The sequence below is a fragment of the Puia sp. P3 genome (genome assembly GCF_050632245.1).
Classification (GTDB): Bacteria; Bacteroidota; Bacteroidia; order Chitinophagales; family Chitinophagaceae; genus Puia.
Genome location: NZ_CP192583.1, coordinates 3,906,367 through 3,921,787, shown reverse-complemented (window position 1 = coordinate 3,921,787; position 15,421 = coordinate 3,906,367). Strand labels below are relative to the sequence as shown.

At 54.0% G+C, this 15,421-nt stretch carries 20 protein-coding genes and 1 pseudogene; 15 read left to right on the top strand and 6 right to left on the bottom strand.

Annotated elements, in window-relative coordinates:
• Positions 1–39: 39 nt before the first annotated feature.
• Entirely contained in the window at positions 40–624 is a 585-nt protein-coding gene (locus tag ACQ86N_RS24185) for an N-acetylmuramoyl-L-alanine amidase (RefSeq protein WP_431209287.1), read from the bottom strand.
• A 184-nt stretch (positions 625–808) separates the two neighbouring features.
• Here ACQ86N_RS24185 and ACQ86N_RS24180 point away from each other — a divergent pair, with 184 nt between their 5' ends.
• The 4 genes from ACQ86N_RS24180 (at position 809) to ACQ86N_RS24165 (ending at position 4,131) form a co-directional block, all read left to right on the top strand.
• A complete protein-coding gene (locus ACQ86N_RS24180; RefSeq protein ID WP_431217574.1) occupies positions 809–2,122 on the top strand; it encodes an IS4 family transposase in 1,314 nt (437 codons plus the stop codon).
• A 140-nt stretch (positions 2,123–2,262) separates the two neighbouring features.
• Positions 2,263–3,108, top strand: coding sequence for an SDR family oxidoreductase (locus ACQ86N_RS24175; protein WP_431209286.1), 846 nt, complete (start codon positions 2,263–2,265; stop codon positions 3,106–3,108).
• Positions 3,093–3,281 carry a hypothetical protein gene (locus ACQ86N_RS24170; RefSeq protein ID WP_431209285.1) on the top strand — a complete coding sequence of 63 codons (189 nt, stop codon included), beginning with the start codon at positions 3,093–3,095 and terminating at the stop codon, positions 3,279–3,281. The genes ACQ86N_RS24175 and ACQ86N_RS24170 overlap by 16 nt, the downstream gene beginning before the upstream one ends.
• A gap of 31 nt (positions 3,282–3,312) precedes the next feature.
• Complete coding sequence (locus ACQ86N_RS24165; RefSeq protein ID WP_431209284.1) at positions 3,313–4,131, top strand: helix-turn-helix domain-containing protein; 819 nt, start codon at positions 3,313–3,315, stop codon at positions 4,129–4,131.
• Here the strand turns inward: ACQ86N_RS24165 and ACQ86N_RS24160 are convergent.
• A complete protein-coding gene (locus ACQ86N_RS24160) occupies positions 4,121–4,966 on the bottom strand; it encodes an alpha/beta fold hydrolase (protein ID WP_431209283.1) in 846 nt (281 codons plus the stop codon). The genes ACQ86N_RS24165 and ACQ86N_RS24160 overlap by 11 nt on opposite strands.
• A gap of 240 nt (positions 4,967–5,206) precedes the next feature.
• On the opposite strand from ACQ86N_RS24160, the gene ribB reads away from it, so the two are divergent.
• Complete coding sequence (ribB, locus tag ACQ86N_RS24155) at positions 5,207–6,289, top strand: 3,4-dihydroxy-2-butanone-4-phosphate synthase (RefSeq protein WP_431209282.1); 1,083 nt, start codon at positions 5,207–5,209, stop codon at positions 6,287–6,289.
• Here the strand turns inward: ribB and ACQ86N_RS24150 are convergent.
• Positions 6,273–7,322, bottom strand: a complete 1,050-nt coding sequence (locus ACQ86N_RS24150) for a transglutaminase domain-containing protein (protein ID WP_431209281.1) — start codon at positions 7,320–7,322, stop codon at positions 6,273–6,275. The genes ribB and ACQ86N_RS24150 overlap by 17 nt on opposite strands.
• A 436-nt stretch (positions 7,323–7,758) precedes the next feature.
• On the opposite strand from ACQ86N_RS24150, the gene ACQ86N_RS24145 reads away from it, so the two are divergent.
• The 7 genes from ACQ86N_RS24145 to ACQ86N_RS24115 all read left to right on the top strand — a co-directional run bounded on the left by ACQ86N_RS24145 (position 7,759) and on the right by ACQ86N_RS24115 (position 11,928).
• Positions 7,759–8,889: an enolase C-terminal domain-like protein gene (locus ACQ86N_RS24145; protein ID WP_431209280.1), complete on the top strand. Its 1,131-nt coding sequence runs from the start codon at positions 7,759–7,761 to the stop codon at positions 8,887–8,889.
• A complete protein-coding gene (locus tag ACQ86N_RS24140) occupies positions 8,879–9,655 on the top strand; it encodes an SDR family NAD(P)-dependent oxidoreductase (protein WP_431209279.1) in 777 nt (258 codons plus the stop codon). The genes ACQ86N_RS24145 and ACQ86N_RS24140 overlap by 11 nt, the downstream gene beginning before the upstream one ends.
• Before the next feature lie 17 nt (positions 9,656–9,672).
• A complete protein-coding gene (locus ACQ86N_RS24135) occupies positions 9,673–10,023 on the top strand; it encodes a hypothetical protein (protein WP_431209278.1) in 351 nt (116 codons plus the stop codon).
• A gap of 163 nt (positions 10,024–10,186) precedes the next feature.
• Positions 10,187–10,678 (top strand): hypothetical protein, encoded by a 492-nt coding sequence (locus ACQ86N_RS24130; RefSeq protein WP_431209277.1) that lies wholly within the window; start codon positions 10,187–10,189, stop codon positions 10,676–10,678.
• A 25-nt stretch (positions 10,679–10,703) separates the two neighbouring features.
• Positions 10,704–11,015: a hypothetical protein gene (locus tag ACQ86N_RS24125; protein WP_431209276.1), complete on the top strand. Its 312-nt coding sequence runs from the start codon at positions 10,704–10,706 to the stop codon at positions 11,013–11,015.
• Positions 10,961–11,464, top strand: coding sequence for an MFS transporter (locus ACQ86N_RS24120; RefSeq protein ID WP_431217573.1), 504 nt, complete (start codon positions 10,961–10,963; stop codon positions 11,462–11,464). Before ACQ86N_RS24125 ends, ACQ86N_RS24120 begins: the two co-directional genes overlap by 55 nt.
• Positions 11,461–11,928 carry a hypothetical protein gene (locus ACQ86N_RS24115; protein ID WP_431209275.1) on the top strand — a complete coding sequence of 156 codons (468 nt, stop codon included), beginning with the start codon at positions 11,461–11,463 and terminating at the stop codon, positions 11,926–11,928. Before ACQ86N_RS24120 ends, ACQ86N_RS24115 begins: the two co-directional genes overlap by 4 nt.
• On the opposite strand, the gene ACQ86N_RS24110 is transcribed toward ACQ86N_RS24115, so the two are convergent.
• Positions 11,848–12,465 (bottom strand): adenosine deaminase family protein, encoded by a 618-nt coding sequence (locus ACQ86N_RS24110; protein ID WP_431209274.1) that lies wholly within the window; start codon positions 12,463–12,465, stop codon positions 11,848–11,850. The two genes, ACQ86N_RS24115 and ACQ86N_RS24110, sit on opposite strands and share 81 nt — an antisense overlap.
• The gene (locus tag ACQ86N_RS24105) at positions 12,462–13,091 is read right to left on the bottom strand and encodes a hypothetical protein (RefSeq protein WP_431209273.1); all 630 of its coding nucleotides are present in this window, start codon (positions 13,089–13,091) and stop codon (positions 12,462–12,464) included. Before ACQ86N_RS24105 ends, ACQ86N_RS24110 begins: the two co-directional genes overlap by 4 nt.
• Here ACQ86N_RS24105 and ACQ86N_RS24100 point away from each other — a divergent pair.
• Entirely contained in the window at positions 13,068–13,547 is a 480-nt protein-coding gene (locus ACQ86N_RS24100) for a Crp/Fnr family transcriptional regulator (protein WP_431209272.1), read from the top strand. The genes ACQ86N_RS24105 and ACQ86N_RS24100 overlap by 24 nt on opposite strands.
• 58 nt (positions 13,548–13,605) lie before the next feature.
• Positions 13,606–13,764, top strand: a complete 159-nt coding sequence (locus ACQ86N_RS24095) for a hypothetical protein (protein ID WP_431218002.1) — start codon at positions 13,606–13,608, stop codon at positions 13,762–13,764.
• A gap of 36 nt (positions 13,765–13,800) precedes the next feature.
• Here ACQ86N_RS24095 and ACQ86N_RS24090 read toward each other — a convergent pair.
• Positions 13,801–14,415 (bottom strand): annotated as a pseudogene (locus tag ACQ86N_RS24090) (alpha/beta fold hydrolase); the annotation flags it as partial.
• Positions 14,416–14,499: 84 nt separating this feature from the next.
• On the opposite strand from ACQ86N_RS24090, the gene ACQ86N_RS24085 reads away from it, so the two are divergent.
• Positions 14,500–15,417 (top strand): YciI family protein, encoded by a 918-nt coding sequence (locus ACQ86N_RS24085; protein ID WP_431209271.1) that lies wholly within the window; start codon positions 14,500–14,502, stop codon positions 15,415–15,417.
• Positions 15,418–15,421 lie beyond the last annotated feature (4 nt).

The window sequence follows — 15,421 nt, the reverse complement described above, 5'->3', positions numbered from 1 at the left end:
ACGGATTTTTGATTCCTGCATTTTTTGTATTTTATAGGTTTAAGCAAGCCTTTCGGTAGTCGGGTCGTGCTCGCCTGGGTGATCGATGGCGAGGAGGCCGTCGACGTCGGTCTGTACCGCGGTTTTGATGACGAATTTGCCGGGGCAGTCTTTGTGGTCTGTAAGTGGGTCTTCGTGGTGGAGCCGGATGTTTTGGGAGGTCCAGCCGAAGACAGAGCAGATGGAGGTGATGGCCGCCATCGCGTTCTTTCGCACGGCGAGGCCGCGGCCGGTGTTGAAGTCGTCGGTCTGGTAGTTGCCGAGCATCTCGATACCGATGGACTGGTTGTTCCAGGAAGGGGAGTGTACGCCGGGGGTAGTCATGGGGGTAAAGGCCCAGATGAAGTGGTCGTCGACAAAGAGGTGGGGACCGGCGCTCCAGTGTTGCTCGTCGCGGTAATAGTTGACGAATCCCTGCATGCTCGCGTTGGAAAAGCCGTTGGGCAGGTCTCCGAGTTTGGGTATCGCTGTGTTGTGCAGTACTATAAAGGAAGGACGCCGGGTGATCCAGTGGAGGGTTTGGACGTACTGGTCGAATTGGGCAGGGGTGAAGTGTTGACCCACAATGCCTTGCCAAGGTCTCATAGTCTAAGTTTTCTTCTAAATTATGAAATCGGGGATTGCGGGTTTAAGGTGTTTTAACTAATGTCGTTGACTTAAGCAAGAAAAGGTGTTTTCACGGTGGGGTGGGTATTGATAATGAAGTAATTTGTAATGAGTATATAAGAAGGGGCGGTGTGATCGCCGAAAACCAAAAAAAGATTACCGGATCAAAGTAACCAACAAACTAAACTACCATATCAATGACAGCGAAGCATTCAAAGGCCGTCACACGCACGGCCGTGAAGGGGCCTTCACCAGGAATCGTCTGCTTCCGTTTGGTCATTTGATAATCAGTATATTAAGAATGGGAAAGACGGGACTACAACGGGAGATGGACCGCTTCTTAAGCGAGACGGAGAACGAGCAGTTCAACATCCGCAGGATCACCAAGAGTGGGTTCAGCCGGTCGAGACGGAAGTTGGCGCCCGAAGCGTTCCTTGAGCTCAACGATATTATCTGGAAGGACTTCTATAAGGAAGTCGATTACTACGGTTATCATGGACAGAAGCTGTTGGCGGTCGATGGCACTTATCTGAACCTGCCGAACCATCCGAGCATCCACGAGGAGTTTGACAGAAGAGGCATGGGTAGGGGAAAGAACAAAGACCTGCCCAAGAGCATGTGCCTGCTGTCCGCGCTGTATGATCCGGTGAACTATCTGACGTTGGATGTGCAGACCGGTCCGACGGATGGCAACGAACAAGACCTGTTATTGAAGCATCTGCCAAAGGTGGAGCGGGGAGATATATTGCTGCTGGATCGCGGATATCCTGGCGCAGCGCTGTTTGCCGGCTTGCAATCCAGGGGCATTCACTTCATCGTCCGGATGAGGGAGCACTGGTTGCCGGTCAGGGAGTTTAGAGCCAGCCGCAAGCGGGATACGATAGTAACGTTGACCGTGCCGGATAAATACTATGATAGCTTTGCCGAACAGTTCCCCTCGATGAAAAGGGAAGTCAAATGCAGGCTGGTTAAGATAGCACTGGAGAATGGAGAGGAGGAAATATTGGGCACCTCGTTATTAGATACCGTAAAATACAAGCTGCCGGAACTCGGTGAACTGTATCAGATCCGCTGGGGTGCGGAGGAAGGTTACAAGATGTACAAGGCCCGGGTGCAGGTGGAAGCCTTCAGCGGCAAGACCGCTACCGCCGTTAAGCAGGATATTTATGCCAAGGTGATGATGATGACCTTATGTGCAGCACTGGCGTTCCCTATAGAGGAAAAAGTCATTGCAGAAAGCACTGCAGATAAACAGAAAGGCAAGATCAGGCACCGTAAAAAGATCAACCGCACCTTTGCTTATTGGTCGACCAAATGTATCCTCATCGGCATGTTCATTAAAAGGACCATCAGATTAGCACTTGCTGTCTTCGACAAACAGGTGGCCGCTAACACAGAAATCGTTCGACCTGGCAGGCATGAAAACCGAAAGCGACGACCGCCAAGACTGTATCATATGAATTACAAAGACGTGTGAAACCCTTAAGTCAATGACATTAGTGTTTTAACGGTATTTGGGACGGGAAGAAAAATTAAGCGCGACTTTTGAGCAAAGTAGAAACGACTTTACAGCAAAGTTGGCCGGTCAGCCTCGGGGTAAATTTGCATAAAAAAGATATGAAGCCAACTGTGCTGGTTACCGGTGGATCGGGTTTTATCGCGAGTTATTGCATGATTGCGTTGTTGAACAAGGGATATGCTGTCCGCGCAAGTTTGAGGTCGCTCGGCCGGGTCGCTGAAGTAAAACAAATGCTGACCGTCGGGGGTATCCGAAATTTTGACGGTCTGAGTTTTGTCGAGGCGGACCTTTCGAAAGAGAGGGGATGGGCGGCGGCCGTAAGCGGTTGCGACTATATTATCCATCCTGCCTCGCCGACGCCGAATCCTGCGGCCAGACACGAGGACGAGTTCGTTGTGCCGGCGGTCAACGGGGTATTGTTTGTGTTGCGCGCGGCGAAGGCGGCGGGGGTGAAACGGGTGGTGCTAACATCAGCTTTTGGCGCGGTGGGGATGGGGACGAATAAAAAAGGGCCCTACACGGAGGAGGACTGGTCTGACCTGTCGCAGGATCTGCCTGCCTATCAGAAATCGAAGACGCTGTCGGAAAAGGCGGCCTGGGAGTATGTCGGGGGAGAAGGGAAGGGGCTCGAACTTGCCGTGGTCAACCCGGTGGCGGTGCTGGGACCGGTATTGGGTGCGGACTACTCGCATTCCATACAGATGATCCACCGGTCGCTGGATGGAACGATGAAAGCGGTACCAAAGATACGGTTTGCGTATGTGGATGTGCGGGACGTCGCCGACTTGCACCTCAGGGCGATGGAGCTGCCGGCCGCCAATGGGGAGCGGTTCCTGGCGACGACCGACGGGGCTCTGTCGATGCTGGACATTGCGAACATACTGCGCGACGGTCTCGGCGCTAGGGCGGCGAAGGTGCCCAAAAGGAAATGCCCAGCTGGCTGATCCGGGTCATTGCCCTTTTCAATCCGAGGGTCAGGCTTGTTGTGCCGCATCTCGGCATGGAGAAGGAAGCCAGCCCCGAAAAGGCGATCCGGATGCTCGGCTGGCAGCCCCGGAGTGGTAAAGAAGCCGTTTTGGCCAGCGGTCGGAGTCTGGTTGATCTTGGATTGGCTTAATTTTGTAGATCAAGCGATATTCATGGACAGTATGCCATCAGGCGGTACGACTAAGGGGAGGGTCTTCGTCAGCTGCAAGCGCGAGAAGCACTATAGCCGCGAGCTGGTGCTGGATCAGCATGCGCTGGTCTATGTATTCGCGGGGACGCTAGGGATCGCCTACGGGGATCAGTCTGCTGTTTTCGGGCCGGGCGCCGCGGTGATCATTCCGCGCAATCAGCTGGGGAGGTTGGTGAAATTGCCTGCCGACGGGGAGGCTTTCCGTTCTGTTTCGCTGTTGTTCCCGGCTGACCTGTTGCAGCGGTTTTATGGATCGAGACCGTTGAACCCCGCGGAGACCAGGTGGGACGGTGTACTGGAAGTGAACAGACATCCGCTGGTGGAAGGTTTCTTTCGGTCGCTGACGCCCTATTTTAGTCTGCAGGACGAACTGCCGCCAGACCTTGCAGAGATCAAGATCAGCGAGTGTCTTACTGTGCTGGATCGGTTCGATCCGCGCATCAGACGAATACTGGCGGCGCTGGACGAGCCGGGAAAGGCCGATCTCGCGGGATTTATGGAACGCAATTTTATGTTCAACCTGCCGCTGGAAAAATTTAGTTATCTGACTGGAAGGAGTCTGACTACGTTCAAGAAGGATTTTAAGGCTGTGTTTCATACGACGCCGGGTCGCTGGCTGACAAAAAAGCGGCTGGAGAGGGCTTACTATCAGATTGCCGTTCAAAAGCAAAAGCCTGTCGACGTGTATATCGACGCCGGTTTCGAGAACCTGGCGCATTTTTCGGTTGCGTTTAAGCGGGAGTTTGGCTATAACGCTTCGCAGGTGGTTCCGAACCAGGTCATCCCATAAATTGGTCGATCGCCTGGGCGAGTTCGACGGGATTTTCTTCGGGAACAAAATGGCCGCTGCGCGATATCAGGGCTGTGGACAGGTTGCACACGCCGTTCTTCCTGAGACCGGCTGCGTAGTCTTCGATCCTTCCGGTATCTTTTTCTCCCCGAATATATAATAGAGGAATCGTTGCAGGCGGGAGGCCGTTGTTGTCCCGTTCGTCCTGAGGGAAGGCCCTGTACCAGTTGAAGGCGACGGTCAGGGATCCGGGTTGGTTGTAGGCCTTCACGTAGTGATCACGGCTGGACTCTACGATGGCGTTCTTATTGTAGCAGAGCGTGTCGAAGAAATAGTCGAAGAGCGGTCTTGTCCGGCCGGTAGCCAGTGTTTCGGGAAGATGGGGAATGGAATAGAAGGCAAAATGCCAGATATAGGGATTCCTTTTTACTTCCTCCCATGGATCGACGCCGGGAATCGCGGTGCCGATCACTACTGCCCTGGTAATGTGACGTGGGAAATGACGCAGGACGGAGTAGGCGATCATTCCTCCGACGTCGTGGCCCACGATGGTAACCGGCGCCAGTTGCAGCTGTTCCAGCAGGGAATCGATCAATGCGGCGAGTGATGTTTTGTCACCGGGAACGTCTCCCCGGGATAGTCCGATCCCGGGCAGGTCGATGGCCATGACGTGGTATTTTTCTTTAAGGCGAAGCATGGTGTCTGTAAATGCGATCCACGATTCCGGATAGCCGTGGAGGAAGAGGATTGGAGGGGTGCCGGGCTGGCCGCCTTCGACGAGGTGGATGTCCGTGTTGTTCAATGCGATCTGCCGGTGGTGAAAGGTGTCCGTCATATAAAAATGGCTGCAATTTTCAGACCACTGGGAGTGAAAGAGGGCCGTTGGGAAGGGGTGTTTGTCTGTGGCGTGAAGCGAGCAGGAGCATATTCCCGGGGAGGAGCCGGCGACGGGGCGGTTGGTGAATGCGAATATTACGGCGATCGGGAGTTGGCTGCATCAGAAGGGATATACGGTGGAGTTGTGTGGCTGCGACCAATCCTAATGGTCTCCATTAAATGGATTAATTTCGCGGCCATGGCAACCGTATTAAATAGTATATCCGAAGCTCTGGAAGACGTTCGTCAGGGTAAGCTGCTGATCATCGTGGACGATGACGACCGGGAAAATGAGGGGGATTTTATGGTGGCGGCGAGGTTTGCGACCCCGGAGGTGATCAATTTCATGGCGACGCATGGGCGGGGGCTGATCTGTGTGCCGTTGACCGAGGCCCGGTGCGACGAGCTTCAGCTGGAGCTGATGGTGGGGACGAATACGGCAACGCACGAGACGAATTTTACCGTTAGTGTCGATTTGATCGGGAAGGGCTGTACGACGGGTATTTCGGCGGCAGACCGGTCGAAGACGGTGCAGGCGCTGATCGATCCAGCGACGACGGCCGCCGACCTGGGGAGGCCGGGGCATATTTTTCCGCTGCGGTCGAAGGCGGGAGGGGTGTTGCGGCGGGCCGGGCATACCGAGGCGGCGACAGATATGGCTGTCATGGCCGGGCTGGAGCCTGCGGGCGTGATCGTGGAGATCATGAAGGAGGACGGGGAGATGGCGCGGTTGCCGGATTTACTGCGGATTGCGTCCGACCTGGGGCTGAAGGTCATTTCCATCAAGGAACTCATCGAATACAGGATCCGCAATGAATCGCTGGTGACAAAGGATGTGACGGTGAATATGCCCACTAAATGGGGTGGGTTTAAGCTGACGACGTTCACGCAGCCGGACAACGGGGCGCAGCATGTGGCGCTGATCAAGGGTGAGTGGGCGGAGGGCGAGCCGGTATTGGTGCGGGTGCATCGGGCCTGCGGCGCCGGGGATATTTTTGGTTCGTCGCTGTGCAATTGTCACGAATTGCTGCACCGGTCGATGGAGATCATCGAGAAAGAAGGTCGCGGCGTGGTGGTGTATATGTTTGCCGCCGAACCGAGGTTGATGTATGGGTGCAGCAAGCAGCTGATGGATCAAAGAGATTACGGTATCGGGGCGCAGATCCTGCGGATGCTGGGGATCACGCAGATGCGGCTGCTGACGGATAATCCGAAGAAGCGGGTGGGGTTGAGCGGGTTTGGGATCGAGGTGGTGGGGGTGGAGCCTATTGAGAAGAGGTAGGAGTTGGGTGAGTTGGGTTTACTTTGAACCGCAATATGCGGGATCTGTCAAAAAGGACGTCTAAATAATAGATAGAGTCGTCCGGCAGGACGTATTCGAATGTATAGAGGGCGCCGGAGCGGTTGAATTTTATGTATTGTTGTTTTTTTAGGGCCAGGGTATCGAGTTTTTTCGTGCGTCGCCTTTTCGGAAGGCTTTCGTCCTCTACCCAGATGTCCGGATTTCGAAAGAAATTGGAGTTGATCTGCAGCGTGTCGGAGATGAGGCCGCATTCTATTTTAAAATGAAGAGTATCGCCTTTTTTTGCATTGATAACGCCGGATGCGGGGGAAATGAGTTTGGTGTCATTTAATACTTCCGGTTTGTAATAAGGGTTGGAAGAAAAGTCTTCTTTCGAGTAGTGGGGTATCAATACCCATATGCTGTCTTTGGGGAAATGGTCTCTGGCAAAATCTTCCGGGGTTGTCAGCCAGTAATAATTGTTAAAATGCCTTGCAAACTTTTCCAGTCGCCCATCCTCCTCTTTGGCGCAGCCGCCTGCGGCCCAGGTGGCGTCGAGCAAATGATATGTACTGTCGATCCAGAGGGCATTCCATGCATGGTTGAGGGAACCCGGGGTGCCGACCTGATAGTATTCCGTTCTTGTATACCCGGGCACGAATTCGGCCCTCAGTCCGGCAATATCGCACATTCTTTTGAACAGCATAGCATAGCCCTGGCAGATCGCTTTCTTCTTTCTTAGGACCCTGTCGATATATCTTGTCTCCCATGCCTGCATTTTGGCAGTGCAATCTTCGTCGTTGCGGCACTTTAGGGATTTGCGCTCTTTTCCTTTCAGTTCGTGTCTATTGTAGTCCCTGCGGTCGTATACGATATTGTCCGTGATCCACTTAAAGATCGCTCTTGCTTTCAATAGCTGTTGGGGGTAGGGGTCGGTCAGATCTTTGGTCAGGGCGGTGAGGTCATTCCGGTATTTAACCGTCGTTACAAAACTGTCTACAGATAAAAGGTCGACCGCCGGCTCCTCGGGCAAAGACTATATTAGGGAAAAAGGTAAAGTATAGCAGGAGCAGGGAGTTGGGTTTAGGCATGTACAAAGCTAAGGGTAAAAATAATTAGGGTATTGTTAACCTTTAGATTCGGAAGGAGTATTTGGGACGAACACGGCTGACAACTACACCTCTTATTATAGTAAGGTCCCGTCCACCTCCATAACGATCACCTCCTGGGACAAGACCGCGGGAAAGATAGCTGGCAGTTTTTCGGGTAAGATAGCTTCGTTGACGGCTGGTGACAGTATTGCCGTTACCAATGGAACGTTTGATACGAAATATAAGACCTATCCGTAGAGGGATTAAAAAAGGGCCAGGGAGGGGTAAAAAATTGCTAGCCTTATTCGGACCGTTTGGATATATTTAGACATGAAAATTCGATCGGTCAGAACCAAATTGTACCAGTGGCAGGGGCCCGTGAAGACAAGTGACACTATTTTCGCGACGCCACTGAGCGCTTTGCCATTTCAGAGTGACGCGCAGGCCCCCTTCCGATTTTTTAGCTGGTTGGTTGTAGAAGTAGAGACGGACGGAGGTCATGTTGGATATGGCAATGCCGGCCTTTGTCCTGACGTTACGCAGCAAATTGTCGACACCAAGCTCGCTTCGCTGCTATTGGGCGAAAATCCCCTGAATACCGAGTATCTCTTCGAAAAAATGTACAGGTCCACCGTTGCCTATGGAAGGAAGGGTGCCGTACTGGCCGCTATCAGCGCCATCGATATTGCCTTATGGGATATCAAGGGGTTGGTGATGAACCAGCCCGTGTTCGTGCTGCTTGGTGGAAGGACCAAACCCTGCATCCCCACCTATTACAGCCGGTTGTATACGAGGGACCTGGACTCCCTGCAGCAGGAAGCGGCGCAATTCAAGAAAGAGGGTTTTACGGGAATGAAAATGAGGTGCGGCTACCCGATGACGGAAGGGATGAAGGGTTTGAAGAAGAACGTCGAAATGGTACGGGTTGTACGGGAGACGGTGGGCGACGACGTCGATATCATGCTCGAGGCCTATATGGGGTTCAATTTTTCCTATGCCAGGCAGCTGCTGAAGGCGATGGAGCCTTATAATCTCCGGTGGGCGGAGGAGTTGCTGCTGCCCGATGAGATCCACAACTTCGCCAGACTGAAACAGGGCACGTCGATCCCGCTGTCGGGCGGGGAACATGAATATACCCGGTATGGTTTTCACGATCTGCTGCAGGCAAAGGCGCTGGATATTTTTCAATTCGATACGAACAGAGTGGGCGGCTTTACCGAAGCCCAGAAGATCTGCAATATGGCGCTGGTACACGGTGTCGAAGTGATCCCCCATGGCGGCCAGATGCATAACCTCCACGTGGTCATGAGTTCATTCGCCTGTCCGATGGCTGAATATTTCCCGCAGACCGAAATAGAGGTGGGGAACGAAATGTTCTGGTACATCTTCAACGGGGAGGCAATTGCCGTGGAGGGCCAGCTGCAACTGGATGACAAATTACCGGGCATGGGGCTGACGCTGAAGCAGGACTATCTTGACCAATTCAATATTGTGACGCATGAGCACTAAAATACTGGATCTGTTCAGGCTGAATGGTCAGGCGGCCCTGGTCATTGGGGGAAACCGCGGACTGGGCCTGACGATGGCTAAAGCGCTTGCCGAGGCAGGGGCGTCTATTTCTATCGCCGCGCGCGATCCGGAGGTGAGTTCGCGGGCTTGCAGTGAGCTCGCTGAGGAATCCGGCGTGGACTGTATCCCCTTATACTGTGACGTTACCGATGAACAGAGTGTAAAAGATGCCGTTCGGGCGACCGTTGACCGGTTTGGAAAGATCGATATACTGATCAATTCTGCCGGTATCAATATCCGGGGCGCCATCGAAGGACTTTCCCTGGATGATTTCAATAAAGTACAGCAGGTAAATGTTACCGGTAGCTGGCTGGCTTGCCGCGAAGTCGTTCCTGTCATGAAGAAAAATGGTTATGGGAGGATCATCAATATCGGGTCGATGCTTTCTGTTACGGCCATTCCCGAAAGAACGCCGTATGCGACCAGTAAGGGGGCTATTCTGCAGCTGACGAGGTCTCTGGCGATGGAGCTGGCGAAGAGCGGAATTACCGTAAATGCGCTGATGCCCGGTCCATTTGCGACCGAACTCAATTTGCCATTGTTGAACGATCCTGAAAAATACAAGGCATTTATCTCGAAGGTGCCAATGGGTCGCTGGGGCGATCTGCACGAGATTGCGGGGATCGCGTTGTATCTGGCGAGTCCGGCATCGAGTTATATGACGGGGAGCTGTATATCGATTGATGGCGGCTGGGTAGCTGTATAAATTAAATTGACATCCATATGATACGATTGGTACAAATTAGTCATTCGACGGCCGGAAGGAAAGTCGCGCTGGTAAAAGAGCCGGCATTGGTCTTTCTGGAGGGGTTGAGTTCTGTATATGAGCTTGCGGTAAAGGCGTTGAATATGAAAAGAAGTATTCGGGAGGTCATTGAAATGCATTTGGGTAAGGACGAGCTCGATTATGATCTGGTGTATAATGGCCGAACCGAATGGAGGATGCTTCCGTCGTTCGATTGCCCGGATAATCCATCCAATTGTCTGGTATCAGGAACGGGGCTGACGCATAAGAACAGCGCGCTCAACAGGCAGGGTGATGCATCAGGCGGGGAAGGAAACGCTTACGGATAGCATGCGAATCTATCAAGTGGGGGATCGAGGGGGGGCGACCTGCGGAAGGAGCGGTTGGCGTGCAGCCGGAATGGTTTTATAAGGGCAATGGGAATGTGCTGAGGGCGCACGGCGAGGCATTGTCCGTCCCTGTCCATGGCGACGACGGGGGGAAGAGCCGGAGGTGGCGGGTGTATATATCGTCGATGCTTCCGGGCAGCCTTTTCGGATCGGTTTTACTCCAGCGAATGAATTCTCGGATCACGTGATGGAAAAGAAGAATTATCTCTATCTGGCTCCGTCCAAATTGCGCAATTGTTCGATCGGTCCCGAGCTGTTGATCGATATTGATTTTACGGATATAGAGGGAACGGTTAGTGTTCTTCGCCGCGGGAAAGAGCTTTGGTCCTCGCCGGTACATACGGGTGAGAACAATATGGCGCATTCGCTTGCCAATCTCGAGCATCATCATTTTAAGTATAGGGAGCACCGTCTGCCTTTACAGGCGCATGTTCATTTTTTTGGGGCGGACGCTTTTAGTTACGGAGCGGGCGTCTCGTTGTCGGATGGTGATGAGATGAAGGTTGAATGGAAGGGGATGGGGCGGGCGCTGGTCAATCCGATCGTTGCGGAGAAGGGTGAGGAAATATTGATAAAAGTGAAAGCGGTACTATGAAATGGGTGATGATCACCCTTGCTTTTTGGCGACGACGCTGAACTATGTTCACCGCCTGTCCTTCAATTATCTGAGTGCGGACGGGGAATTGAGGAAGCTGATCCCTGATGATGCGTTCGGGTATATCGGAGCGGCGTTTTTTATAGCCTATATGTTGTCCAATTCGTTGTCCGGATTGGTGATCGACCGGCTGGGGACGCGACTGGGGTATGGTCTGTGTATGTTCTTTTGGACGACAGCGGGTCTTTTTCATGCGTTTAGGCTACGCCGTTTCAGTTTGGTATTTGCCGGTTCTTTCTGGGTATCGGAGAAGCCGGTAACTGGCCGGCGGCGCTAAAGCTGACGAGCGAATGGTTCAGGCCGCATGAGCGCTCGACTGCGTCGGGGATATTTAATAGCGGCGCGGCGCTGGGGGCAGTCGTTGTTCCGCCGATGATCGCTCTTCTCGCCGCCAGTTACGGGTGGCGGTCTTCCTTTATCATACTTGCTGCACTGGGATATTTGTGGGTGGTTGTATTTTGGTTCATTTATTATACACCTCGTCAGACGGGTGGTGACAAGGGGAGGGTTTTGTCTGCCGGCGCGTTGTTGAAGAATAAGTATGTTTCGGGATTGCTGTTCGCTAAAGTTTTTATCGAGCCGGTCTGGTATTTTGTTACGTTTTGGATCGCCCGTTATTTGGCTGACGTACACCACTGGAAGTTGAAGGAGATCGGCTGGTATGCGATGATACCGTTCATCATGGCCGACATCGGAAATATCGCCGGGGGTATTTTACCCAGGTGATGATCAAAAGGGGAGTTGTTGTTTCAAGGGCGAGGAGGATCTCGCTGGTAATTGCCGGCGCGCTGATGGTGATGCCGCTGGTGCTTGGGCCGTGGGTGATCGGCAGTCCAATGTCTGCGCTGATCGTTTTTGGGCTGGCGGGGTTTGGCTATACGTCGTATACAGCCAATTCGCTGGCGTTGACGGCTGATGTGGTTCCTCCCTCTTCCTGCGCGTCCGCTTGGGGACTGGCCTGTATCGGCAATGGTATCGGGGGCGCCATTTTCCAGTCCTTGTCGGGTGTGGTTTTGAAGAAGGTATCGGCCGTGTCGGGTTATGCCGTTGCGTACAATGTATTGTTTTTGGGTTTTGGCGGATCGGTGTTGATAGGAATGATCATTTTATTATTTTTCGCCGGGCCTTTCTCCCGGTGCAAATCGCTGTTCGACCATGCCGGTGTAGGCGAACCGGAGGCTGCTCTTTAGGCGCCGTTTTATAGTCGGGGTGGTGAAGGCGTGGTCGACGGCTGCGAGGTTGGCGTTCAGGAAATCCTCTTTTTTCCAGTGGAATTGGGTAATCAGCCTTGTGTATTCGTGGCTGAGCGTTGTGTTGGATATCGTGCGGCAGTCCGTATTGATGTTCAGCGGGACTTTAGCCTTGTGGAGGCGATCGACGGGGTGGTGCGTTAGGTCGGGGTACATATTTGTTTGCAGGTTGCTGGTAGGGCAGACTTCGAGCAGGATATTTTGTTCGCGAAGATGGCGGAGAAGGGTGCTGTCCTCGCTGCTTCTGACGCCATGGCCTATGCGGGTAGGGTGGAAATTGTTCAGCGTTTCCCAGACGCTGTTTGGCCCGGCGGCTTCGCCGGCGTGTGCGGTGCAGGGGATGTTGTGGGTTTGAGCGTATTGGAATGCGGCGACGTGATTGGTTATGGGATATCCCGCTTCGTCGCCGGCGATGTCGAAGCCGACGATATGACTGTTTTTGCCGCGGAATTTTTCGACGAGTTTTACGGTTGTCATGCTTTGTTCGCTGGTAAAAGCTGGCGGAGGGTGCAGAGGATCACGCCGGCCTGGATGCCCGTTCTTCTTGTGCCCTCGGCTACGGCGCTGTCGACGGCGGCGACGACCTGTTCGGCGGTGAGGCCTTTATTGAGGTGTTTTAGCGGGGCGAAGCGCATTTCGGCGTAGATGACGTGGTCTTTTTTCAGCTGGTTGAAGAGGTCCAGGGTGACGAGGCGGAGGGCTTTTTGGGTTTGCATGAGGTCGACGGAGCGGTCCGCGCGGGTGATGTAGTCAGCGAGGTTGGTGCAGACCGGGGGAGCGATGAACTGGTGGTTGTATTCTTCGGGTGTGATCTTCGGGTCGAGTTGGTGGACGACGGTGTAGCTGAGGGAGCAGTCGAGGTGGAGGTGGAGTTCGACTTTTGGCCGGTGGAGGTTTGGGCCTGGGTTTTTGCTGCCAGGGTGAGGAGGAGAAGGTGGAGGATGATTTTTGGTGTCATGCGTAAAATTAATTTGCCGATTGGGTTTATTTGGGACATTTGTCCCGGTATGATCAGGAAGAATTTGACTATTCTGGGGATAATCGACGGACTGGCGGCGGCCGGGCAGGCCGGTATATTGATGCGGAAATTTCCGAAGGGGCATTTGCTGATCGGTCAGGGGAGTGACGTGGCCAGCGTTTACTTTATCCGGTCGGGGATTGTCAAGTGTTCGTTTGCGGAGGAGGGTGACAAGGAATATATCCTCGAGTTTTTGGGTGAGGGGCAGATCCTCGGAGAGATCGAGGCGATATCGGGGGGCGCGGCTATTTCGGGCGTGATGGCGATCACCGAACTGTCGGTGTATATGTTAGACAAGCTGAGTTTTTTGCATTTGCTGCGTCGCGATGAGGGTTTGAACCAGGCTGTCCTCGAGCTGATGGCCATACGGCTGGCGGACACGGCGCAGCGGTCGGCGAGACAGCAGTTGAATCCGCTGGAGCGTAGTCTGGCGCAGCTGACGGAGGCGCTGGAGCACGAGCAGCTGCCCTGTACCAAGCAGGAGCTGGCCGACTATCTGGGTGTTACGGTGAGAAGTCTGAACAGGGTACTTAAATCTTAAAATGGCGGATGAGCGCCTTTGCCACTTCCTGCGGGGCTTCGCGTGGGGGAAATGTCCAATGTCTTTAAGGGTTAGCAGTTCGAAGCTGCCGGTGAAGCTGTGGTCCATTTCTTCGAAGGAGGAGGGGGGATCGCAGGTGTCGGATTCGCCGCTGATAACGAGGATGGGTGTCCTTAGCTGGGCGATGGCGCCGAGGCGGTGCTGCAATTCGTCGTAGCGGTGGTCTAAGGGTTCGGGCAGAAAGCGGCTGCGGTAGCCGTGTAGTGTAATAGCCGCCCAGTCGGGGTTGGCAAAGCTGGCGGCGGTCTTTTCGAATTCTTCTTCCTGATACCAGCCTTCGGGGCTCCAGGTATCCCATTGTATCTTCGCAAAACCGACCGGGTCTCTTTTTATAGCGGCGGCGCCGCCGTCGGTACACATGAACCACTGGTACCAGAACAGCCTTGCCTGGGGGAAGGAGGGTATGGGGAATTCGGCTCGTGGCTGGAAGGCCAGGGCCATGGTCGCGATCCTGGCGATCCTCGAGGGAAATAGCGCGGCGAAGCTGGTAGGCGGCGCGGGCGCCCCAGTCGTGGCCTGCTACCGAAAAGGTTTTTATATTTAGGGCGTCGGCGAGGTCGATGGTGTCCTGGGCGAGTGCGACCCCGCGGCCGTCGCGTATGGTCTCTTTTGCCAGAAATCGGGTGGGGCCGAAGCCGCGCAGATACGGTATGATGGTCCGGAAGCCTGCCGCGTTGAGGGCGGGGGCGATCTGGCCCCAAGCCCGGATGTCGTCGGGCCAGCCGTGTAAAAGGAAGACGGGCGGCCCGTTGCGGGGGCCTTCGTCCAGAAAAGATATTTCGAGGAGGGATGTTTTTATGGCGAGCATTGCAAACGCGGTTCAATATTCGTGCCGGGCGTATTGCGGGATTTGGGTGGCACGGCGTTTTTGGCTTCGAAATCGATGACTACTATGAATAAGAAATTGTTTGAGGAGGGGTTTAGGTTAGAGAAGGCCGGGAAGCTGGAAGATGCGGCGACGGCTTATCAGCGGCTGGTGGATGCCGATCCGGGGGACCAGGAGGCAGTTGGGCGGTTGTTGCTGGTATATCGCCGGCTGAAGGATTATCGAAGAGAGCTGAAGGTGATCCAGGCGGCGCTGGGGGCTGTGGAGGAGAGGGATAAAGCGGCCCGGGAGAAGTGGTTGAAGGCGCATCCGGGTGCGGCGAAGCTGGGGAAGAAAGTGTTGAAGACGTTGGGAGGGGAGAGTATGACGGCGTATGGGAACGACCCGCTGGTGGAGAAATTGTTGAAGAGGATGATGGTATTGGAAAAGAAGACGGGGAAGAAGGTTCGGGGAGTGAAGAAGGTAGTTGTTCCGGTTCCGAAAAAGGTAGTTGTTCCGGTTCCGAAAAAGGTAGTGGTTGCGGAGAAGAAGGCGGCTCCGGTTCCGAAGAAGGGGTTGACTCCGAAGAAGGGGTTGACTCCGAAGAAGGTGTTGATTCCGAAGAAGGAGCTGGTGAAGAAGAAGGAAGTGGTGGGTCCGGTTCCGAAGGAGACTGCGGCGCAGTTGTCGTTGTTTGTGGTTTCGTTGCGCTATCTGGCGCCGTTAGAGAAGATCGACGCTTCGATGAAGAAGCATGTAGCTTTTTTGGATAAACATTTTGCCGCGGGGGAGTTTTTGGTATCGGGCAGGCAGGTACCCAGGACAGGGGGTATTATCATCGCGCGGGGGAAGGACAGGGGTGCGGTGGAACGGATGATGAAGCAGGACCCATTTGTGAAGGGTAAACTGGCGAGCGTGGATATTGTGGAGTTTGTGGGCAGTAAGGTGGCTAAGGGGCTGGAAGGATGGATAAGAGGGAAAAAGAGTATCTTGCGGCACCCCTAAATGG

Bases quoted from the DNA above. Each gene is read 5' to 3' on its own strand.
- ACQ86N_RS24185 (WP_431209287.1), bottom strand. From the start codon at position 624: ATGAGACCTTGGCAAGGCATTGTGGGTCAACACTTCACCCCTGCCCAA.
- ACQ86N_RS24175 (WP_431209286.1), top strand. From the start codon at position 2,263: ATGAAGCCAACTGTGCTGGTTACCGGTGGATCGGGTTTTATCGCGAGT.
- ACQ86N_RS24170 (WP_431209285.1), top strand. From the start codon at position 3,093: ATGCCCAGCTGGCTGATCCGGGTCATTGCCCTTTTCAATCCGAGGGTC.
- ACQ86N_RS24165 (WP_431209284.1), top strand. From the start codon at position 3,313: ATGCCATCAGGCGGTACGACTAAGGGGAGGGTCTTCGTCAGCTGCAAG.
- ACQ86N_RS24160 (WP_431209283.1), bottom strand. From the start codon at position 4,966: ATGACGGACACCTTTCACCACCGGCAGATCGCATTGAACAACACGGAC.
- ribB (WP_431209282.1), top strand. From the start codon at position 5,207: ATGGCAACCGTATTAAATAGTATATCCGAAGCTCTGGAAGACGTTCGT.
- ACQ86N_RS24140 (WP_431209279.1), top strand. From the start codon at position 8,879: ATGAGCACTAAAATACTGGATCTGTTCAGGCTGAATGGTCAGGCGGCC.
- ACQ86N_RS24135 (WP_431209278.1), top strand. From the start codon at position 9,673: ATGATACGATTGGTACAAATTAGTCATTCGACGGCCGGAAGGAAAGTC.
- ACQ86N_RS24110 (WP_431209274.1), bottom strand. From the start codon at position 12,465: ATGACAACCGTAAAACTCGTCGAAAAATTCCGCGGCAAAAACAGTCAT.
- ACQ86N_RS24100 (WP_431209272.1), top strand. From the start codon at position 13,068: ATGCGGAAATTTCCGAAGGGGCATTTGCTGATCGGTCAGGGGAGTGAC.
- ACQ86N_RS24105 (WP_431209273.1), bottom strand. From the start codon at position 13,091: ATGCCCCTTCGGAAATTTCCGCATCAATATACCGGCCTGCCCGGCCGC.
- ACQ86N_RS24095 (WP_431218002.1), top strand. From the start codon at position 13,606: ATGTCTTTAAGGGTTAGCAGTTCGAAGCTGCCGGTGAAGCTGTGGTCC.
- ACQ86N_RS24085 (WP_431209271.1), top strand. From the start codon at position 14,500: ATGAATAAGAAATTGTTTGAGGAGGGGTTTAGGTTAGAGAAGGCCGGG.